The sequence below is a fragment of the Streptomyces parvus genome (assembly GCF_032121415.1).
Classification (GTDB): Bacteria; Actinomycetota; Actinomycetes; order Streptomycetales; family Streptomycetaceae; genus Streptomyces; species Streptomyces globisporus_A.
Window position 1 is genome coordinate 6,158,431 of record NZ_CP135079.1, and the last position, 19,210, is coordinate 6,177,640.

16 protein-coding genes and 1 pseudogene are annotated in these 19,210 nt (G+C 72.5%); 10 read left to right on the top strand and 7 right to left on the bottom strand.

Annotation, left to right across the window (positions count from 1 at the left end; translation table 11 throughout):
* Window positions 1-13 precede the first annotated feature (13 nt).
* The 3 genes from RNL97_RS28655 to RNL97_RS28665 form a co-directional block, all read right to left on the bottom strand.
* Entirely contained in the window at window positions 14-880 is an 867-nt protein-coding gene (locus RNL97_RS28655) for an alpha/beta fold hydrolase (RefSeq protein ID WP_030582489.1), read from the bottom strand.
* A gap of 70 nt (window positions 881-950) precedes the next feature.
* Window positions 951-1,247, bottom strand: a complete 297-nt coding sequence (locus RNL97_RS28660) for a YciI family protein (protein WP_030582486.1) — start codon at window positions 1,245-1,247, stop codon at window positions 951-953.
* Window positions 1,248-1,257: 10 nt separating this feature from the next.
* Window positions 1,258-2,658: an LRV domain-containing protein gene (locus RNL97_RS28665; protein ID WP_243315856.1), complete on the bottom strand. Its 1,401-nt coding sequence runs from the start codon at window positions 2,656-2,658 to the stop codon at window positions 1,258-1,260.
* A gap of 108 nt (window positions 2,659-2,766) precedes the next feature.
* Here RNL97_RS28665 and RNL97_RS28670 point away from each other — a divergent pair, with 108 nt between their 5' ends.
* Both RNL97_RS28670 and mmpA read left to right on the top strand, forming a co-directional pair.
* Window positions 2,767-3,459: an endonuclease V gene (locus tag RNL97_RS28670; protein WP_030582480.1), complete on the top strand. Its 693-nt coding sequence runs from the start codon at window positions 2,767-2,769 to the stop codon at window positions 3,457-3,459.
* 133 nt (window positions 3,460-3,592) lie between these two features.
* Window positions 3,593-3,736: a morphogenic membrane protein MmpA gene (gene mmpA / locus RNL97_RS28675; RefSeq protein WP_199814189.1), complete on the top strand. Its 144-nt coding sequence runs from the start codon at window positions 3,593-3,595 to the stop codon at window positions 3,734-3,736.
* A 23-nt stretch (window positions 3,737-3,759) separates the two neighbouring features.
* Here the strand turns inward: mmpA and RNL97_RS28680 are convergent, their stop codons facing one another.
* Window positions 3,760-4,950, bottom strand: a complete 1,191-nt coding sequence (locus tag RNL97_RS28680; protein WP_030582477.1) for a saccharopine dehydrogenase family protein — start codon at window positions 4,948-4,950, stop codon at window positions 3,760-3,762.
* A gap of 209 nt (window positions 4,951-5,159) precedes the next feature.
* Here RNL97_RS28680 and RNL97_RS28685 point away from each other — a divergent pair, with 209 nt between their 5' ends.
* The 4 genes from RNL97_RS28685 to RNL97_RS28700 are packed head-to-tail and all read left to right on the top strand — an operon-like array spanning window position 5,160 to window position 10,925.
* Window positions 5,160-6,299, top strand: coding sequence for a CaiB/BaiF CoA transferase family protein (locus RNL97_RS28685; protein ID WP_030582474.1), 1,140 nt, complete (start codon window positions 5,160-5,162; stop codon window positions 6,297-6,299).
* 8 nt (window positions 6,300-6,307) lie between these two features.
* Window positions 6,308-7,450, top strand: a complete 1,143-nt coding sequence (locus tag RNL97_RS28690; protein WP_030582471.1) for an acyl-CoA dehydrogenase family protein — start codon at window positions 6,308-6,310, stop codon at window positions 7,448-7,450.
* 45 nt (window positions 7,451-7,495) lie between these two features.
* Window positions 7,496-8,710 carry an acetyl-CoA C-acetyltransferase gene (locus tag RNL97_RS28695; RefSeq protein WP_030582468.1) on the top strand — a complete coding sequence of 405 codons (1,215 nt, stop codon included), beginning with the start codon at window positions 7,496-7,498 and terminating at the stop codon, window positions 8,708-8,710.
* Between the two features lie 40 nt (window positions 8,711-8,750).
* Window positions 8,751-10,925 carry a 3-hydroxyacyl-CoA dehydrogenase NAD-binding domain-containing protein gene (locus RNL97_RS28700; RefSeq protein WP_313751366.1) on the top strand — a complete coding sequence of 725 codons (2,175 nt, stop codon included), beginning with the start codon at window positions 8,751-8,753 and terminating at the stop codon, window positions 10,923-10,925.
* A gap of 24 nt (window positions 10,926-10,949) precedes the next feature.
* Here RNL97_RS28700 and RNL97_RS28705 read toward each other — a convergent pair whose 3' ends face one another.
* Complete coding sequence (locus RNL97_RS28705) at window positions 10,950-11,681, bottom strand: MerR family transcriptional regulator (RefSeq protein WP_030582462.1); 732 nt, start codon at window positions 11,679-11,681, stop codon at window positions 10,950-10,952.
* Window positions 11,682-11,812: 131 nt separating this feature from the next.
* Between RNL97_RS28705 and RNL97_RS28710 the strand changes: the two genes are divergently transcribed.
* Both RNL97_RS28710 and RNL97_RS28715 read left to right on the top strand, forming a co-directional pair.
* Window positions 11,813-12,289, top strand: a complete 477-nt coding sequence (locus RNL97_RS28710; protein ID WP_030582459.1) for a macro domain-containing protein — start codon at window positions 11,813-11,815, stop codon at window positions 12,287-12,289.
* 113 nt (window positions 12,290-12,402) lie between these two features.
* Window positions 12,403-13,275, top strand: coding sequence for an oxygenase MpaB family protein (locus RNL97_RS28715; protein WP_243315861.1), 873 nt, complete (start codon window positions 12,403-12,405; stop codon window positions 13,273-13,275).
* 105 nt (window positions 13,276-13,380) lie between these two features.
* Here RNL97_RS28715 and RNL97_RS28720 read toward each other — a convergent pair.
* Window positions 13,381-14,549: pseudogene (locus RNL97_RS28720) on the bottom strand (M1 family aminopeptidase); the annotation flags it as partial.
* 109 nt (window positions 14,550-14,658) lie between these two features.
* Here RNL97_RS28720 and RNL97_RS28725 point away from each other — a divergent pair.
* On the top strand, window positions 14,659-16,044 hold the full coding sequence (locus RNL97_RS28725) for a M14 family metallopeptidase (RefSeq protein WP_243315862.1): 1,386 nt from the start codon (window positions 14,659-14,661) through the stop codon (window positions 16,042-16,044).
* Between the two features lie 73 nt (window positions 16,045-16,117).
* Window positions 16,118-17,920, top strand: a complete 1,803-nt coding sequence (locus RNL97_RS28730) for a BCCT family transporter (protein ID WP_030582451.1) — start codon at window positions 16,118-16,120, stop codon at window positions 17,918-17,920.
* Window positions 17,921-18,145: 225 nt separating this feature from the next.
* On the opposite strand, the gene RNL97_RS28735 is transcribed toward RNL97_RS28730, so the two are convergent.
* On the bottom strand, window positions 18,146-19,078 hold the full coding sequence (locus tag RNL97_RS28735) for an FAD-dependent oxidoreductase (RefSeq protein WP_032765489.1): 933 nt from the start codon (window positions 19,076-19,078) through the stop codon (window positions 18,146-18,148).
* Between the last annotated feature and the right edge of the window lie 132 nt (window positions 19,079-19,210).

Genomic DNA, 19,210 nt, shown 5'->3' on the forward strand with positions numbered 1-19,210 from the left:
CGCCGGGGCCGCCTCACGGCGCGTCCAGCACCTCCCGCAGCCGCGCCGCGAACTCGTCGGGCTTCCCGGGGTAGCCGAACTCCCCGTCGAGGAAGCCGCCGTGATGGCTCGGGAAGACGGTCACCCGCTGCCCGAGCAGCTCGGCGGCCGCCTCGGAGGTCCGGCCGGTCTGCACCGCCCGGGACTCCTCGCCCACGGCGACCACCACACGGGTGGGGGCCGCGGTGATGGCCTCGACGTCCGGCCGGTGGTCGCTGACCGCCCAGGACCGCTCGGACAGCAGCGGGTCGTCACGCGAGCCGTCGTCCTCGGTGGGCATCCCGAACGCCGCGGGATCGGGCGCGGGCTGAGCGAAGTACGCGTCCGTGAACTCGCCCTCCCACGAGGTCATGGCCACGAACGCGGCCATCCCGGCGCCCCACCCCCGCTTCTCGTACGCGTCCCGGACCCCGGCCCGCGCCCGGACGGCCGCCGGGCCGTCCGGGGTGATCGCGATGAGCGGCGGCTCGTGCGCGACGAGGGTGGTCACGTCGTCGGGGTGGCGCGCCACGAGAGCGAGAGCGGTGACCGCCCCGCCGCTGCTGGCGAACATCTCGACCGGCCCGGCCCCGAGCTTCGTGATGACGGCGTGCACGTCGTCGGCGAGGGTCTCGGGCGTGTGGTCGACCTGTCCGTCTTCACAGGTGGACCGGCCGAGCCCCCGCGGGTCGAACGTGACGACGGTCCGTTCGGGGAAGCGTGCCGCCAGCGCGGCGAACCCGCTCGCGTCCATGGGGTGCCCGATCAGGAACAACGGTGGGCGGCCGTCGGCGGTGGGCAGCGGTCCGCGGACGTCGTACACGAGGTCGGCGCCGGCTCTGGTCAGTGTGTAGGTCTCCATACCCGTACAGACCGGCCCCGCCCCGGAAAGTCATCGGTGGCGGCGGCAACCACCGTGAGGCGTCCGCCCGCTACGGCAACAACTGCTGGTAGGGCGCCAGCGCCGGCGCCGTCTTGGTGGCGATGAACTCGGTGATCCGGTACGCGCACACGCCGTGCGCGGCGAAGGGGTCGGCCGCCGCGATCTTCTCGATCGCCGCCCGGTTCTCCCCGACGGCCAGGATGACGCCGCCGTCCCGGGGGTTCTTGCGTCCCGAGGCGATGAAGACGCCCGCTGCGTACTGCTCGTCGAGCCAGGTGATGTGCTCCGCCATCAGCGTGTCGACGCGCTCGACGGGAGCCGTGTAGGTCAATTCGAGTACGAACATGATCGTCAGGCTACGGGACCCCGGCCGCCACGAGGACGGCCTCCATGGCCGTGCGCGGAAGGGCGGGCCCCTCCGCCGCGGCCCCCATGGTCTCCGGATCGTCGAGCAGTTCGAGCAGCCGGCCCGCCGGCAGCCGGGCGTCCCGGGCCATGACGCCGCGGACACCGGCCGACGGGTCATGGCTCAGCCGCTCGATCAGCTCCGCCGGGGCCTCCGGATCCCGCGCCACCAGCAACCGCGCCCCCGGATCGTCGCTCTCCGCGAACCGCGCCAGCCCGGCGCGCGGGAACTGCGGTTGGGGCAGCTGCTCGAACCGGGTGATGAAGGGCGATTCGAGCAGCGTCTCCAGCAGCAGTTCCCCGGGGGCCGCCGGATGGTTCTCGCACAGCAGCATCCGCACGACGAAGTCCTCGTCGGCGGCGAGCCGGGCCACCAGATCGCCCGGCAGATGAGGGCTGTACGCGGCGAAGCGCCGCATTCCCGGGTGCGCGGACTCGGCGCAGGCCCGCATGAGCACGGGATCGGTGAGCGACTGCGCCACCCACGCCGGGGGGTGGATGCGGTCCTCCCGCCCGACGTGCCAGTCGATCGCCGTCCGCCGCTCCTCGGTCAACTCCGGCCGCAAGGACACCGCGAGCCGGACCGCCGGGGAGTCGTCCGAGGCGAGGGCGGTCACCAGCCGGTCCGAAAGCCCCTGGTTGGCGGCGAGCCCCGCGCGCACGTCCTCGTCGCCGGTGGCGTACAGCCGGTCCGCGAGCCCGTCGGTGAGCACCGCGCCCGCGGCGGTCCGCCGACGCTCCCAGCCGGACTCCGCGGCGGCGACCTGTTCCAGGATCTCGGCGGGGGAGCCGAGGACGACGTCCGCGACATGGGCCGCCGCCCGCCGCACCGCCGGATCGGGGTCGTCCAGGAGCGGCCGCACCGCCTCGATGGGGGCACGCCGCCAGTGGTACAGGGCGGACTCCCGCACCTTCGCCTCCGGATCCGCGAGCAGGAGCGCCCACACCTCGTCCGGAACCGGGACGAACCTGCCGAGCCAGGCCCGTACCTGCCGGTCCTCGTCCCGGGCGAGAGCGGCGCACACCTCGTCCGGCAGGGGATCGGCCTTCCGCCAGCGGCCGTGCACCTCCGGACCCGCCGCCACCCGGCTGCGTACCCACGGATCCGGGTCCGCCGCGAGCCGGGCCCGCTGCGCACCGGAGGCGCCCCGGCCCACGGCCAGATATCCGCGGACCTCCCGGTCGGGGTGGGACACGGCGGCGTCGCACACCGGCTCCGGGACGTCGTCCCGGTCGAACACGGAACCGCGCACCGGCCCCTCGGCGCCGGTCAGAATCCGCAGGAGCACCGAGTCCGGGGCGGCCGGATTGCGCGCCAGGCCGTCGAGACGTACGAGGTCCGCTCTCTTCATCGCGCCAGTATGAGGAGCGCTCCCGCCGGCCGGCACACCAGCCCCACCTGTGGCCTCGCGGCGCCACCGGGAACAGGACAGGCCTCGTCACCGCATAAGCTTCCCGATATGACGAGCTCTCCCGCCCCCGCCCACGAGACCCCCGCCGACGAAGCCGAGGGCCGGGCGATCCAGGACCGGCTGCGCGACCGGGTGATCCTGGACGAGGCGGGGCCGGAGCCCGGAACCGGCCTGGTCACCGGGGTGGACGTGGCCTACGACGACGAGAAGGACGTCGTCGTCGCGGCGGCCGTGGTGCTGGACGCCGCGACGCTGGAGACGGTCGAGGAGGCCACCGCCGTCGGCACGATCGCTTTTCCGTACGTCCCCGGGCTGCTGGCCTTCCGGGAGATCCCGACGGTCCTCGAGGCACTGGAGGAGCTGAGCGTCGACCCCGGTCTCGTCGTCTGCGACGGCTACGGGCTGGCGCACCCGCGCCGCTTCGGACTCGCCAGCCACCTGGGCGTGCTCACCGGACTGCCGGTGATCGGCGTCGGCAAGAACCCGTTCACCTTCACCTACGAGGCCCCCGGCCCCCGGCGCGGTGACTCCTCCCCGCTGCTGGACGGCGAAGAGGTGGTCGGCCGCGCGCTGCGCACCCGGGAGAACACCAGCCCGGTGTTCGTCTCGGTGGGTCACCGCATCAGCCTCGACAACGCCTGCGCCCACACACTCCGCCTCGCCGGCCGCTACCGCCAGCCCGAGAGCACCCGCCGGGCTGACGCCCTGTGCCGGCAGACCCTGCGGGAAGCGACCGCCTGACGAGGCCGCCGGGCCGCCCGGAGAACCGCCGCCCCGCGCATGATCGTCCCGGGCGTGGAACGGCGTGGAACAGTCCCGCAACTGAGTACGCGTACGGATGGCATAGATCCGTACGGCTGGGCAGGCTGAACGCATGAACGCTTCTCGCACAGTCGTCCGACCCGCGCCCTTCGACCCCGCCCAGCGCCGCATGGCCCTCGGCATACTCCTCGGCAGCGCCGTCGGCCTCGTCTGGCTGGGCGCGATGCTCTACACGCTGGCCGGCTGGATCTTCTAGACCCGGCCGGCCGAGGGCACCGGTTACCGCACCGCCGCCACCCGGAACCGCAGCCCCGCCGCCGTCAGCCGGTCCAGGAGCGCGTCGCCCATCGCCACCGCCGTGGTGACCTGCCCGGAGGTCTCCGGCAGCTCGTCCAGGGCCAGGCACACCGCCGACTCGGCGAGGATCTTCGCCGTCTCGCCGTACCCCGGGTCGCCGCCGGACACCTCGGTGAAGACACGTCGCCCGCCGCCCCCGCCCACGAAGCGGACGGTGAACCAGCTCCGCCCGCGGCGCTCCTCGTCCGGTCCCCGCCCGGGCTCGTAACGGCTCATCAGCCACTCCCGTACGCCTTCCACCTGCGCTGCCGCGACCAGCCCGCCGAGCGCCACGGGGGCGCCGAGAGCCATGGGCAGCGTCTTGACCGAGGCGAAGTGGCGGTAGCGGAAGTCGGGGCCGTACCGCTCCAGGGCCCGCGCCGAGCGGCCCACGATCGCCGGGTCGACCGTCGGCAGGGGCAGTGCCCAGGTGCCGGCCTTCCCGCTGAAGTGCGGGGAGCCGGTCGGAGTGCGGACCCGTCGGCCCACCAGACGCGGCTCGTGCAGTCGGCGCTCCCGGGCGGCGGCCAGCATCTGCGGGCCCCGGCCCATCGCGGTCAGCGCCGAGGCGAACGTCCCGCCGGAGAACACCGCGTTGGTGCGGACGAAGCCGTCGACGGCCAGGGGGACGTCCTCGGGCAGCTGCTTGACGGTGAAGTACGCCCCGAGGTCGTGCGGTACGGAGTCGAAGCCGCAGGCGTGCACGATGCGTGCCCCCGTCTCACGGGCCCGGGCGTCGTGCTCCAGATACATCCGGTCGATGAACTCCGCCTCGCCGGTGAGGTCCGCGTAGTCCGTCCCGGCCTCGGCGCAGGCGGCGACGAGCTTCTCGCCGTACCGCAGGTACGGCCCCACGGTCGTGGCCACCACCCGGGTGGAGGCGGCCAGTTCGGCCAGCGCCCCGGCGTCGTCCGCGTCGGTCTCCAGCAGCGGCAGCTCCGCGCAGGCCGGGGCGATCGCCGTCAGCCGCTCGCGCAGCTCCTCCAGCTTGGCCCGGCTGCGCCCGGCCGGCGCCCAGCGGAGACCGGCGGGGGCATGGGCCGCCAGGTACTCGGCCGTGAGCGCCCCCACGAAGCCGGTGGCACCGAAGAGGACCACGTCCAAGGGCCGTGTCGCGTCGTTCTGCCTGTTCACGAGTACCTCCGGCTGGGAGACGGGTGCCGATGCGGCAGGCAGAGGGTAGCGGAGAGCGCCGTGGCGGGGTGCGGCCGGGCGGGACGCATGCGAGAGGATCGGAGGAAAGAGCTAAGCGCTTGCTCGGCCCGAGGGGTTGTGCGGAGCCGGGGACGTTCTTAGCATCGCAGGTGTTACATCGGTTGTGTCACACCCCTGGGGGCTCACAGATGGCGAAAGGCCCAAGGCCCGGGCACGGTCCGCTGACCGGTGTCCGGGTCGTCGAGCTGGCGGGCATCGGCCCCGGACCGTTCGCCGCGATGCTGCTGGCGGACCTCGGGGCCGATGTCGTCCGCGTCGACCGGCCCGGCGGCGCGGGGCTCGGCATCGATCCCGCGTACGACCTCACCAACCGCAACAAGCGCTCCGTCCTCCTGGACCTCAAGAGCGACGGGGGGCCGGCCCGCGTTCTGGACCTCGTCGAACGCGCCGACATCCTCGTCGAGGGCTACCGCCCCGGCGTCGCCGAACGCCTCGGCCTCGGACCCGACGCCTGCCTCGCCCGCAACCCGAAGCTCGTCTACGGGCGGATGACCGGCTGGGGCCAGGACGGGCCGCTCGCCGACCGCGCGGGCCACGACATCGCCTACATCGCGCTCACCGGCACGCTGTCCATGATCGGCAGGCCGGACGAACCGCCCACCGTCCCCGCCAACCTGGTCGGCGACTACGCGGGCGGCTCGCTCTACCTCGTCGTCGGCGTCCTCGCCGCCCTCCAGCACGCCCGCGCCCACGGCGAGGGCCAGGTCGTCGACGCCGCCATCGTGGACGGCGCCGCCCATCTCGCCACGATGATCCACGGCATGCTCGCCGCCGGGAGCTGGCAGGACCGCCGCGGCGCGAACCTCCTCGACGGCGGCTGCCCGTTCTACGGCACCTACGCCACCTCCGACGGCGGCCACATGGCGGTCGGCCCGCTGGAAGGCCAGTTCTACGCGGAGTTCGTCCGGCTCCTCGGGATCGCGGACTCCTTCCCCGACCGGTGGGACCTCGCGCGCTGGGACGCACTGCGCGCCGCCGTCACCGAACGCTTCCTGGCCCGTACGCGCGCCGAGTGGACGGAGGTCTTCGCCGGCAGCGACGCCTGCGTGGCCCCCGTCCTCTCGCTCACCGAGGCCCCGCACCACCCCCACCTCGCCGCCCGCTCCACCTTCGTCGAGCACGGCGGCCGGACCCAGCCCGCCCCCGCCCCGCGCTTCTCGGCCACCCCCGTCTCCGTACGCACCGGGCCCGCGCTGCCCGGCGCGGACACGGAGGCCGTCGCGGCCGACTGGGACGTACCGGGGCTCCGGCCCACCCCCCGAGACTAGGAGACCCCGTGCAACGGCAGATCTTCACCGAGGAGCACGACGCGTTCCGCGAGACCGTCCGGGCCTTTTTGGCCAAGGAGGTCCTCCCGTACTACGAGCAGTGGGAGCAGGACGGCATCGTCTCCCGCGAGGCGTGGCTCGCCGCCGGGCGGGCGGGGCTGCTGGGCCTGGCCGTCCCGGAGGAGTACGGGGGCGGCGGCAGCGACGACTTCCGCTACAGCGCGGTCCTCGCCGAGGAGTTCACCCGCGCCGGGGCCCCCGGGCTCGCGATCGGCCTGCACAACGACATCATCGGCCCCTACCTCACGGGCCTGGCCACCGACGAGCAGAAGCGCCGCTGGCTCCCCGGCTTCTGCTCCGGCGAGACCGTCACCGCCATCGCCATGACCGAGCCGGGGGCGGGCTCCGACCTCCAGGGCATCCGCACCACCGCCGAGGACAAGGGCGACCACTGGCTGCTCAACGGTTCCAAGACCTTCATCTCCAACGGCATCCTCGCCGACCTCGTCGTCGTCGTCGCGAAGACCACCCCCGAGGGCGGGGCCAAGGGGCTCTCCCTCATCGTCGTCGAGCGCGGCGCGGAGGGCTTCGAGCGCGGCCGCAACCTCGACAAGATCGGACAGAAGTCCCAGGACACCGCCGAGTTGTTCTTCCACGACGTCCGTGTCCCCAAGGAGAACCTCCTCGGGGAACTCGACGGCGCGTTCATCCACCTGATGACCAACCTGGCCCAGGAGCGCATGGGCATAGCGGTCGCCGGGATCGCCGCCGCCGAACACCTGCTGGAGATCACCACCCGGTACGTCAAGGAGCGCGAGGCCTTCGGACGGCCGCTGGCCAAGCTCCAGCACATCCGCTTCGAGATCGCCGAGATGGCCACCGAGTGCGCCGTCACCCGGACCTTCCTCGACCGGTGCATCGTCGACCACTCCGACGGCGTCCTCGACGCAGTCCACGCCTCCATGGCCAAGTGGTGGGCCACCGAACTGCAGAAGCGCGTCGCCGACCGCTGCCTCCAACTCCACGGCGGCTACGGGTACATGAGCGAGTACAAGGTCGCCAAGGCGTTCACCGACGGCCGTATCCAGACCATCTACGGCGGCACCACGGAGATCATGAAGGAGATCATCGGCCGCTCGCTGCTCGCCTGAGCCCCCTGTGTCCTCCCTCTCCACCACCCTCGAAAGGCAGCTGTCTTGAGTACCGAAGCATTCGTCTACGACGCGATCCGCACCCCGCGCGGCCGCGGCAAGGCCAATGGCGCCCTGCACGGCACCAAGCCGATCGACCTCGTCGTCGGCCTCATCCACGAGATCCAGGGCCGCTTCCCGGACCTGGACCCGGCCGCCATCGACGACATCGTCCTCGGAGTGGTCAGCCCGCTCGGGGACCAGGGCTCCGACATCGCCCGTATCGCCGCCATCGCGGCCGGCCTGCCGGACTCCGTCGCGGGCGTCCAGGAGAACCGCTTCTGCGCCTCGGGCCTGGAAGCGGTCAACCTGGCCGCCGCCAAGGTCCGTTCGGGCTGGGAGGACCTGGTCCTGGCCGGGGGCGTCGAGTCGATGTCCCGGGTCCCGATGGGCTCCGACGGCGGGGCCTGGGCGATGGACCCGATGACCAGCTTCGAGACCGGCTTCGCCCCGCAGGGCATCGGCGCCGACCTCATCGCCACCGTCGAGGGCTTCAGCCGCCGCGACGTCGACGAGTACGCCGCCCTCTCCCAGGAACGCGCCGCCGCGGCCTGGAAGGACGGCCGCTTCGCCCGATCCGTCGTCCCCGTCAGGGACCGCAACGGCCTCCTCGTCCTGGACCACGACGAGCACATGCGCCCCGGCACCACCGCCGACTCCCTCGCCGGCCTCAAGCCCTCCTTCGCCGCCATCGGCGACATGGGCGGCTTCGACGCGGTGGCGCTGCAGAAGTACCACTGGGTCGAGAAGATCGACCACGTCCACCACGCGGGCAACTCCTCCGGCATCGTCGACGGCGCGGCCCTCGTCGCCATCGGCTCCCGCGAGGTCGGCGAGCGCTACGGCCTCACCCCGCGCGCCCGGATCGTCTCCGCCGCCGTCTCCGGCTCCGAGCCCACCATCATGCTCACCGGCCCCGCCCCCGCCACCCGCAAGGCGCTCGCCAAGGCCGGACTCACCATCGACGACATCGACCTCGTTGAGATCAACGAGGCCTTCGCCGGGGTCGTCCTGCGCTTCGTCAAGGACATGGGCCTCTCCCTGGACAAGGTCAACGTCAACGGCGGCGCCATCGCGCTCGGCCACCCGCTCGGCGCGACCGGCGCCATGATCCTCGGCACCGTCATCGACGAACTGGAGCGCCGCGACCAGCGGTTCGGCCTGGTCACCCTCTGCGTCGGCGGCGGCATGGGCGTCGCGACCATCGTCGAACGCATCTGACCTGTTCCCGGCCCCACCTGCTTACGGAGAAGACACCGACATGACCGAGAGCACCACCATCCGCTGGGAACAGGACGAGACCGGCGTCGTCACCCTCGTCCTCGACGATCCCGACCAGTCGGCCAACACGATGAACCAGGCCTTCAAGGACTCCATCGCGGCCGTCGCGGACCGCGCCGAGGCCGAGAAGGACTCCATCCGCGGCATCATCTACACCTCCGCCAAGAAGACCTTCTTCGCCGGCGGCGACCTCAAGGACATGATCAAGGTCGGCCCGGAGGACGCCCAGGCCGCCTTCGACACCGGCACCGCGATCAAGAAGTCGCTGCGCCGTATCGAGACCCTCGGCAAGCCCGTCGTCGCCGCGATCAACGGCGCGGCCCTCGGCGGCGGTTACGAGATCGCGCTCGCCTCCCACCACCGCGTCGCCCTCGACGCCCCCGGCTCCCGCATCGGCCTGCCCGAGGTCACCCTCGGGCTGCTCCCGGCGGGCGGCGGCGTCACCCGGACCGTACGCCTCATGGGCATCGCCGACGCCCTGCTCAAGGTGCTCCTCCAGGGCACCCAGTACACCCCGCGGCGGGCGCTGGAGAACGGCCTCGTCCACGAAGTCGCCGCCACCCGCGAGGATATGATCGAGAAGGCCCGCGCCTTCATCGACGCGAACCCCGAGTCCCAGCAGCCCTGGGACGTCAAGGGCTACAAGATCCCCGGCGGTACCCCGTCCAACCCGAAGTTCGCCGCCAACCTCCCCGCCTTCCCGGCCAACTTGAAGAAGCAGCTCGCGGGCGCGCCCATGCCCGCACCGCGCAACATCCTCGCGGCGGCCGTGGAGGGCTCCCAGGTCGACTTCGAGACCGCGCTGACGATCGAGGCCCGGTACTTCACCGAGCTGGTCACCGGCCAGGTCTCCAAGAACATGATCCAGGCGTTCTTCTTCGACCTCCAGGCGGTCAACTCCGGCGCCAACCGGCCGGGGGGCATCCCGGAGCGCCCGGTCCGCAAGGTCGCCGTGCTCGGCGCCGGGATGATGGGCGCGGGCATCGCCTACTCCTGCGCCAAGGCCGGGATCGAGGTCGTCCTCAAGGACGTCTCCGCCGAGGCGGCCGCCAAGGGCAAGGCGTACAGCGAGAAGCTGCTCGCCAAGGCGCTCTCCCGGGGCCGTACGACGGAGGCCCGGCGCGACGAACTGCTGGCCCGGATCACCCCGACCGCTGACGTGGCCGACCTCGCGGGCTGCGACGCGGTGATCGAGGCCGTCTTCGAGGACACCGCCCTCAAACACAAGGTGTTCCAGGAGATCCAGGACGTCATCGAGCCCGACGCCCTGCTCTGCTCCAACACCTCCACCCTTCCCATCACGGTCCTCGCGGAGGGGGTCTCGCGCCCCGACGACTTCATCGGCCTGCACTTCTTCTCGCCGGTCGACAAGATGCCGCTGGTCGAGATCATCAAGGGCGAGCGCACCGGCGACGAGGCGCTGGCCCGCGCCTTCGACCTGGTGCGCCGGATGAAGAAGACGCCGATCGTCGTCAACGACTCGCGCGGCTTCTTCACCTCGCGCGTCATCGGCCAGTTCATCAACGAGGGCGTGGCGATGGTCGGCGAGGGCGTCGAGCCCGCCTCGATCGAGCAGGCCGCCGCCCAGTCCGGCTACCCGGCCAAGGTGCTCTCCCTGATGGACGATCTGACCCTGACCCTGCCCCGTAAGATCCGCAACGAGACCAAGCGCGCGGTGGAGGAGGCCGGCGGCACCTGGCCGGGGCACCCATCCGACGAGGTCATCGACCGCATGGTCGACGAGTTCGAGCGGCCGGGGCGCAGTGGGGGAGCGGGCTTCTACGACTACGACGAGGACGGCAGGCGCACCGGTCTCTGGCCGGGCCTGCGCGAGCACTTCACCAGCAAGGCCGACGCGGACGTCTCCTTCGAGGACATGAAGGAGCGGATGCTCTTCTCCGAGGCGCTGGACAGCGTCCGCTGCCTGGAGGAGAACGTCCTCATCTCCGTCGCGGACGCCAACATCGGCTCCATCATGGGCATCGGCTTCCCGCCGTGGACCGGCGGCGTCCTCCAGTACATCAACGGGTACGAGGGCGGCCTGCCCGGCTTCGCGGCCCGCGCCCGGGAACTCGCCGAGCGCTACGGCGACCGCTTCCTGCCGCCCGCACTGCTGGTGGAGAAGGCGGAGAAGGGCGAGACCTTCCACGACTGAGGCCGTGGGGCGCCGCGTTCACCGTCACTCGGCGGTGAACGCGGCGCGCAGCTCCTCCTTCAGCGACCGCTGAAAGGCCGTCACCAGCGCCTGCACCACGATCGGCTGCATATGGGCCGACAGCGACTTCATCGCGGCCACATGCTCCGGATCGCCCTCCCGCTCCCGGTACGGATTCCACACCTCGTCCCGGAAGAGCCGGGTCATCTCCTGCGCCGCCGACCGGGTGTGGTCCAGCAGGACGGTCCGCGCCGCCAGGATCGTCTCGTGGGCGATCGGCACGTCCAGCAGTTCCACCCCGAGCCGCAACAGCCCGAGATCCACGCTGTACGTCGTGCCGTCCCCCTCGGACCGCACCAGCACCCCCATCGCCGCAAGCCGCTCCACATCCGCGTCCGACAGCGCCCGCCCGGCCCGCCGCTCCAGCTCGGCCCGGGAGAAGTCCTCGGTCTTGTCCGGCGCCCAGGATGCGACCAGCGCCCGGTGGATGGCCAGATCGTGGGCGCTGAGGCCGGGCGGCAGCTGCTCCAGATAGCGTTCGATCGCGGCGAGCGTCATGCCCTGCTGCTGGAGCTCCTCGATCAGCGCGAGCCGCGAGAGATGCTCGGGCCCGTAGTGCCCGACCCGGCGCGGCCCGATGACCGGGGGCGGCAACAGGCCCCGGGTGCTGTAGAACCGCACGGTACGCACGGTGACCCCGGCACGCGCCGCCAGCTCGTCCACCGTGAGCGTCGGCTCGTCGGTCCCCGTCGTCATCTCTGCTCCCCGCAGTCGAATCCCGGTATCGGACAGTTCCGCTGTCTCACCACTACTGCGAAAGTCTCCGGCACCATCGCTCCGCCGTCCACCCCGGTCCCCTTGTCAGTGGCGGCCCGTACGGTGAGGTCATGTCGGAGATCACTTACGTACGGGGGGACGCCACCGCCCCGCAGGGCAAGGGCGTCAAGCTGATCGTCCACGTCTGCAACGACCTAGGCGGCTGGGGCAAGGGCTTCGTGCTCGCCCTCTCCCGGCGCTGGCCCGAGCCCGAGGCCGCCTACCGCCGCTGGCACCGGGAGCGCGCGGGCAACGACTTCGTCCTGGGCGCGGCGCAGTTCGTGCAGGTGGGGCCCCGTCTCTGGGTGGCCAACCTGATCGGCCAGCGCGGCATGCGCACCGGCAGCAAGGGGGTGCCCGTGCGGTACGAGGCCATCGACACGGCGCTCGGCGCGGTCGCCGCCAAGGCCGTCGAGCTGGGGGCCTCTGTCCATATGCCCCGGATCGGCTGCGGGCTCGCGGGCGGCAGGTGGTCCCGCATCGAGCCGCTCATCGGGCGACGCCTGATATCCGCCGGAGTGCCGGTGACGGTGTACGACCACGACTGACCCGGCCGCCGGGGACCGGCCCCCGCCATCACGGTTCTCCCCTCCGCGGGGGACCATGGAGGGAGAGGGACGGGCAGCACCGGGCAGGCCCGCCGGGATCGCGGGAGCACCGGATGAGCAGCGCGAAGGACGTGAGGGTCCTTGAGCCGCCTCCGCCGGGTGGTGTGCTCTGGAGCCTGGCCGGTGACATCCGCGCCCTGCTGATGCTGCCCGCCGCTCTCACCCTCCAGGTCGCCCACCCGGCCGTCGGCGCCGGAGTCGACGAGCACTCCGTCTTCCGTACGGACCCGTGGGGGCGCGGCGAACGCTCGCTGCGCTCGCTCCAGCTCTGGGTGTACGGCGGCGCGGAGGCGGCCGAGGAGGGCCGCCGGCTGCGCGTGCTGCACCGCACCATCCGGGGCACCGACACCCGGGGCCGCCGCTACCGCGCCCTGACGCCCGCCACCTACGCCTGGGTGCACGCCACCGGCTTCCCCGTCTACCAGCACGCGGCCCGCTGTCTGATCCGGCCCATGACCCCGGCCCAGGAGCGCGCCCTGTACGCGGAGTGGCTCCAGGTCGGCCGGATCCTCGGCATCCACGACCGGGACATGCCGCAGACCATCGAGGAGTTCTGGCCGTACTGGAAGAAGATGCTCGCCGAGGAGATCGAGGCGACCACCGTCGTGCGGGAACTGGTCGACGTCGACCAGCCCGTGCCACCGCCCGACCGGGGTCCATGGCCGCTGCGGACGGTCCTGCAGGCGCTGTGGCCGGCGCTGCTGCCGCCGCTGGCCCGCTTCCGGCGGTTCGTCACCATCGGGCTCATGCCGCCCGACGCCCGTGAGGCCCTCGGCCTGCCGTGGAACGCGGAGCAGGAGAAGCGGCTGCGCCGGATGTGCGCGGTCCTGCGGGTCGTCGTTCCGGTCCTGCCGGAGAGGCTGCGCTATCTGACCCGGGCGCGAGCGGCCCGGGCGGCCCGCCGTACGGCTGCGTCCAACGGTTGAGCGGATCCGTCCCGCCGGCGTACGACCGTGCGCGGAGACCGAGGGGCCGTCGGAGCGGCTGAACCCCCGCCGCTCCGACGGCCCCGATTCCCGGGTGTACGGCCGTCAGCGGTGCTCGTGACCTGCGTGATGCCGGTCCGCGTGGTCACCGCGACCCTGGCCGCCGTGGTCGTGCACGGTGTTCGTCGCCGCGATCTTCTTCCAGGAAGCGGGCCGCTCGACCCGTGCCGCAGACCGTGCCGAGAGGGCCGCCCCGGCGGGGCCCGCATCGGCCGCGGCAGGGGCCGCCGGCCGCGACGGCTGGTACAGCCAGGTGTCGGACAGCGCCGCGAGCGGCTTGCCCGAGACCCGCTCCGCGTACCGGACGAAGTCGCCCACGTTCGCGTTGCCGTGCGCGTGCTCGGCCGGCCGGCCCTTCAGCAGCTCGAAGAAGGTTTCGTCGCCGACCTCGTCGCGCAGCGCCTGGAGCGCCAGCGCGCCCCGGGCGTGGACGGCGATGCCGAACTGGTTGTCCGGGCCCGGATCGCCCGGCTTCACCTTCCAGAACGGGTCGTCGGCCGGGTGCTGGGCGTACGTGTAGTCCGCCAGCTCCTGTGCGGTGCCCTCGCCCTCCTTCTCCGACCGGAGCCACTGGCTGTAACGGGCGAAGCCCTCGTTGATCCAGATGTCCTTCCAGCCGTCGACCGACACGCTGTTGCCGTACCTCTGGCGCGCGATTTCGTGGACGACGACCCAGACGTTCGCGCCTCCCGCGGACTGCCGCACCGGCGTTGGCGCCCAGGTACTTGCTGTAGGCGTTCAGCACCGGCAGGCCGTTTGCCGTCCTGTCGGTGGTGATGTCGAACTCGCCGACGGCGAGCGTCGTCGGATATGTCTCCTGCGGCTTGTCGGAGCGCCAGTCGAAGCGCGTCCAGCCGAGCTTCGAACTCCGCGACTGGGGCACCCCGTTGTTGATCTCCTGGGTGCCGTCGGGCACCGAGACCGAGATGTCGTACGTGGCCTTGTCCAGCGGGTGGTCGTCGGTCGGGTACCACCACACCGCCGACTCCGGCTCCTGCGCGGCGACCCCACCGTCCGGGGTGCGCCCGGGCGGTCCAGCCGTTGATCTTCAGCTCGGAGGGCTTCCCGGCGTACCGGACGACGACGCAGGCGGCCTTGCCCTTCGCCGGCCGCTCCGCGGGGATGACTTCCAGCTCGTGGTCGCCGCTCGTGGCGAAGCGGGCCTTCCTGCCGTTCACCCGCACTTCGAAGACGTCGAGTCCGAAGTCGAGGTCGCGATCACCCCCTGTTGCACAGGAGTTGACCGGTGTAACGTCCGCACATCGCCGACAGGCCGACGGGCGTCACGGCGCCCGCCCCCCCACGTTCCGGAGGCAGCCGCTGATGACCCGTCGTGTCGCTCGCGCACTCCACCTGCTCAGCCCGCACCCGTGGCTCGCACCGGTGGCCAGCCCCACCGGGCCGGAGTCCGCCGCCCCGCGCGGCGCGGGGCGGACGATGCGCCGGACGGCCGTGGCGGCGACGTTCGCCGCGCTCGCCCTGCCGTTCGCCATCGCGCCCGCCGAGGCCGCGCACCGCCCGCCGCGCACCGGGTTCGAGACGAGCGAAGGCACCCGCTGGACCGGCGAGGCGGAGGAGCGGGACTTCCTCGCCGCGGTGGACCGGGGGAGCGACCGGGTCTCCGTGGACCGCGTCGGTACGACCGGCCAGGGCCGCGCCCTGCGGCTCGTGCGCGTCGGCCAGCAGCGGCCCGGCGCCACGACCGTCCTGCTGATCTGCAGCCAGCACGGGGACGAGCCCGCCGGGCGTGAGGCATGTCTGACCACCATCCGCGACCTGGCGTTCGCCGAGGACGGGGCAACCCGCGCGTTCCTGGCCCGGACGACCCTGCTGGTGCTGCCGACGGCCAACCCCGACGGGCGCGCCGCCGACACCCGCGGCAACGCCGACGGCGTCGACATCAACCGCGACCACATCGCTCTGGAGACCGCCGAGGCGCGGACGGTCGCCGCCGTGGTCCGCGACGAACGGCCGGAGGTGATCTACGACTTGCACGAGTACGGCGCGACCCCGCCGTACTACGACAAGGACCTGTTCGCCCTGTGGCCGCGGAACCTGAACGTCCATGACGGGATCCACGACGCGTCCCGCGCCCTCTCCGAGCGCTATGTCCGCCCCGCCGCGACGGCGGACGGCTACAGCAGCGGGCACTACGGCATCTGGACCGACCCGGCCACCGGAGAGCCGATCAAGCAGGTCGCCGGGGACGGCCAGGAACGCATCCTGCGCAACACCTCCGGGCTCAAGCACGCCGTCGGCCTGCTCATCGAGTCCCGGGTCGACGCGCTGAGCGACGCGGAGAAGGCCGATCCGGCGCTCAACCACCGGCGCAGGGTCGACTCCCAGAAGACCGCGCTCGGCGGGCTCTTCGACTTCACCGACGAACAGCGCGCCCGGCTCCGGACCGCCCCCGCCCTCTCCCGCCTGGCCGGTCTCACCGACCGGGGACCCGTCTATCTGGGCGGCGCCGACAACGACCCGGCCGAGCCGTCCGAGGTCCTGGTCGACCCGCCGTGCGGCTACCGGCTGGACGCCGCCCAGTACACGGCGGTGAGGGACGAGCTGGCTCTGCACGGGGTGTGGGCCCGGCCGGAGCGAGATGGCGCATTCGTGCCCTTGCGGCAGTCGGCTCGGAACCTGATTCCCCTGCTCCTCGATCAGCGGGCGACATATCACCTCACAAACGGTCAAGCCCGAACCGCTTGTTGATCCTTCGAGATCCGGGGCAGGTGTGGTACTGCCTACGGAGAGCGTTTTTCAGACTCGGTGAAAGGTGCCATTTGTGTCCCAGGACGACCAGACAGCGGAGGGGCGGGAGGGGCTGGCGGTCACGGCGGACCTTCCCCCCGAACCGGTCAGTACCAGGACCCCCACCACCGACCGAGTGGTGTTCGGCGTCACGGCGGTTCTCACCCTCGCCTTCGTCGTGTGGGGGGCGACCGCGACCGACTCCCTGGAGAGCGTTTCCAGCACGCTGCTCGACGGGCTGATCCACAACGGCGGCTGGGCCTTCATGCTGGCCGCCTCCGGCTTCGTCGTCTTCGCGCTGTGGCTGGCCATCAGCCGGTACGGCAAGATCTGCCTCGGCCAGGAGGGCGAAGAGCCGGAGTTCCGGACCGTCTCCTGGGTCGCCATGATGTTCAGCGCCGGTATGGGCATCGGGCTGATGTTCTACGGAGTCAGCGAACCGCTCGCCCACTTCCGTACCCCGCCGCCCGGCACCGACCCGGCGGACGCGGCCGACGCCATGCAGACCGCGATGGCCACGACCCTCTTCCACTGGACGCTGCACCCCTGGGCCATCTACGCCGTGGTCGGGCTCGCCATCGCCTACAGCGCCTACCGGCGGCGCAGGCGGCAGACGATCAGCGCGGTCTTCGAGCCGCTGATCGGCAAGCGGCACGCCTACGGCGGCTTCGGCCGCTTCATCGACATCCTGGCCATCTTCGCCACCCTGTTCGGCTCCGCGGCCTCGCTCGGTCTGGGCGCGCTCCAGATCGGCAGCGGCTTCCAGGAACTGGACTGGATGGAGAAGACCGGCACCGGTCTGCTCGTCGCCATCATCGCCGTGCTGACCGTCTGCTTCGTCCTCTCCGCCGTCTCCGGTGTGGAGAAGGGCATCCAGTGGCTGTCCAACACCAACATGGTGCTGGCCCTGCTCCTGGTGGTGTTCGTCTTCATCGCCGGCCCCACGATCATCGTGCTCGACCTGGTGCCCACCTCCATCGGCGCCTACCTCAGCGACCTCGGGCAGCTCGCCGGGCGCACCGAGGCGTCCAGCGGCGAGGGCGTCGCGGACTGGCTCGGCAGCTGGACGGTCTTCTACTGGGCCTGGTGGATCTCCTGGACGCCCTTCGTCGGCATGTTCATCGCCCGCATCAGCCGCGGCCGTACGATCCGTCAGTTCGTCGGCGGCGTCATCCTGGTGCCCAGCACCGTCAGCCTGATCTGGTTCGCCGTCTTCGGCGGCTCGGCCATGAAGCTCGACGAGGCCGGCAAGCTCCAGGGCGCCGACACCCCCGAGGCGCAGCTGTTCGGCGTCCTCCAGGAGTTCCCGATCGCCACCGTGACGAGCCTCCTGGTGATGATCCTGGTCGGCATCTTCTTCGTCTCCGGGGCCGACGCCGCCTCCATCGTCATGGGCACCCTCTCGCAGAAGGGCGTCCTCGAACCGGGCAAGTGGATCGTCATCTTCTGGGGTGTCGTGACCGGGGCCGTGGCCGCGATCATGCTGCTGATCGGCGAGGGCAAGGAGAACGCCCTCCAAGGGCTCCAGAACCTCACCATCCTGGTGGCGGCGCCCTTCACCATCGTGATGATCGGCATGTGCGTGGCTCTGATGCGGGACCTGCGCAAGGACCCGCAGATCGTCCGCCAGGAGTTCGGCGTGGAAGCGGTCGAGTCCGCGGTGATCGAGGGGCACGCCAAGTACGACGGCGACTTCGAGATCCGGATCGGCCCCGGGACCACGCCGGTCACGGACGAGCGCCACAAGCACGAGGCCGGCGGATCGGGTTCGACGGCCACGTCGGTCTCCACCGAGAAGCGGCCCTCGGACCCCACGGAGGAGCGGCCCTCCGGCTGACACCGGCCGCGCGGCGCCGAGCCGCGCGACCGCACAGCCGTCCCGGAGCCCGCGACCGCACGCCGGTCGCGGGCTCCGGGCGTGTGCGCCCGAAGCCGGGCCGGGGAGCGCCGCGCCGGCGGGTGGCCGCGTCCGGCTGTGCCGGGCCCGCGTCAGGCCGTGCCCGTGCAGCGGCCGCGCCGGTGCTCCGGCTGGCCGGGCCCGGGCCCGCCGGGACCACCCCGGTCACCCCACCAGCGCCGCCGTCGCGCGTGCGCAGCCCCAGGCCACCGTCACGCCCGCGCCGCCGTGTCCGTAGTTGTGCACCAGCAGGCCGCCGCCGCGCAGCGTCTCCGCCTCGATCCGGACCCCCGCCTCCCGCGCCGGGCGCAGCCCGACCCGGTGGCCGAGCACCCGGGCGTCGGCGATCTCCGGGCGGACGCGCGCACACCGCGCCACGATCTCCCGCGCCGTGTCCGGGTCGGGCTCGGTGCGCGGGTCGTCCGCCTCCGCCGTACCGCCCAGCACCAGCCGCCCCGGCTGCGGGAAGAAGTACGTCGTCGCGGCCGACGCCGGATCCGCCTGCGTGTACCACTCCTCGATGCCCGGGTTCTCCACCGCGACCAGCTGCCCCCGCACCGGCCGCACCCCGGCGTCGGGCACCAGCTCGCGCGCCCCGAGCCCCGTGCAGTTCACCACCACCGGGCCCACTGCCGCCGCTTCGCCGAACCCCGTCACGGCCCGACGTTCCACCGCACCGCCCGCCGCCACCAGCCGCCGCTCCAGCCACTCCAGATGGGACGGCATGTCCAGCAGCGGCAGCGTCACCCGTAGCCCTTCGGGCACCTCCACGGCGTCCTTCAGCCCGGCCGCCCAGTCGCCCAGCGCCGCCAACCGCTCCCCGCCGTGCAGCCCCGCCACCCGCCGCACACCGGTCTCCTCCGGGGCGCCTGCCAGCTCCTCGTACACCGCCAGCGTCTCCAGCGACCAGTCGCCCACCCGCTCGGCCGGCTCGATCCGGTACGGCCACCACAGGGCCCCCGCCACAGCCGACGTGGTGGCCCCGGCCGGATCGCGCGACCAGACCCGCACGCGCAGCCCGCGCTCCGCCAACGTCACGGCGGTGGTGAGCCCGACGACTCCGCCGCCCACCACGATCACATCCGCCACCACGGTCACTCCCCTTCCCTCGGCCCCGGTGCGTCGCTGCCCGGACGCTAACCGAAACCGGAATCCCGGGGCCAGAGCAACCGGAGTCCCCGCGCCGGGGGGAGTGGCAGCCCCGCCGCGCAGGGCGCGGTGCCCCGCCGG

Excerpts from the sequence above, each read along its gene's own strand:
- RNL97_RS28655 (WP_030582489.1), bottom strand. The coding sequence starts at position 880 with ATGGAGACCTACACACTGACCAGAGCCGGCGCCGACCTCGTGTACGAC.
- RNL97_RS28660 (WP_030582486.1), bottom strand. The coding sequence starts at position 1,247 with ATGTTCGTACTCGAATTGACCTACACGGCTCCCGTCGAGCGCGTCGAC.
- RNL97_RS28665 (WP_243315856.1), bottom strand. The coding sequence starts at position 2,658 with ATGAAGAGAGCGGACCTCGTACGTCTCGACGGCCTGGCGCGCAATCCG.
- RNL97_RS28670 (WP_030582480.1), top strand. The coding sequence starts at position 2,767 with ATGACGAGCTCTCCCGCCCCCGCCCACGAGACCCCCGCCGACGAAGCC.
- mmpA (WP_199814189.1), top strand. The coding sequence starts at position 3,593 with ATGAACGCTTCTCGCACAGTCGTCCGACCCGCGCCCTTCGACCCCGCC.
- RNL97_RS28685 (WP_030582474.1), top strand. The coding sequence starts at position 5,160 with ATGGCGAAAGGCCCAAGGCCCGGGCACGGTCCGCTGACCGGTGTCCGG.
- RNL97_RS28700 (WP_313751366.1), top strand. The coding sequence starts at position 8,751 with ATGACCGAGAGCACCACCATCCGCTGGGAACAGGACGAGACCGGCGTC.
- RNL97_RS28705 (WP_030582462.1), bottom strand. The coding sequence starts at position 11,681 with ATGACGACGGGGACCGACGAGCCGACGCTCACGGTGGACGAGCTGGCG.
- RNL97_RS28710 (WP_030582459.1), top strand. The coding sequence starts at position 11,813 with ATGTCGGAGATCACTTACGTACGGGGGGACGCCACCGCCCCGCAGGGC.
- RNL97_RS28715 (WP_243315861.1), top strand. The coding sequence starts at position 12,403 with ATGAGCAGCGCGAAGGACGTGAGGGTCCTTGAGCCGCCTCCGCCGGGT.
- RNL97_RS28725 (WP_243315862.1), top strand. The coding sequence starts at position 14,659 with ATGACCCGTCGTGTCGCTCGCGCACTCCACCTGCTCAGCCCGCACCCG.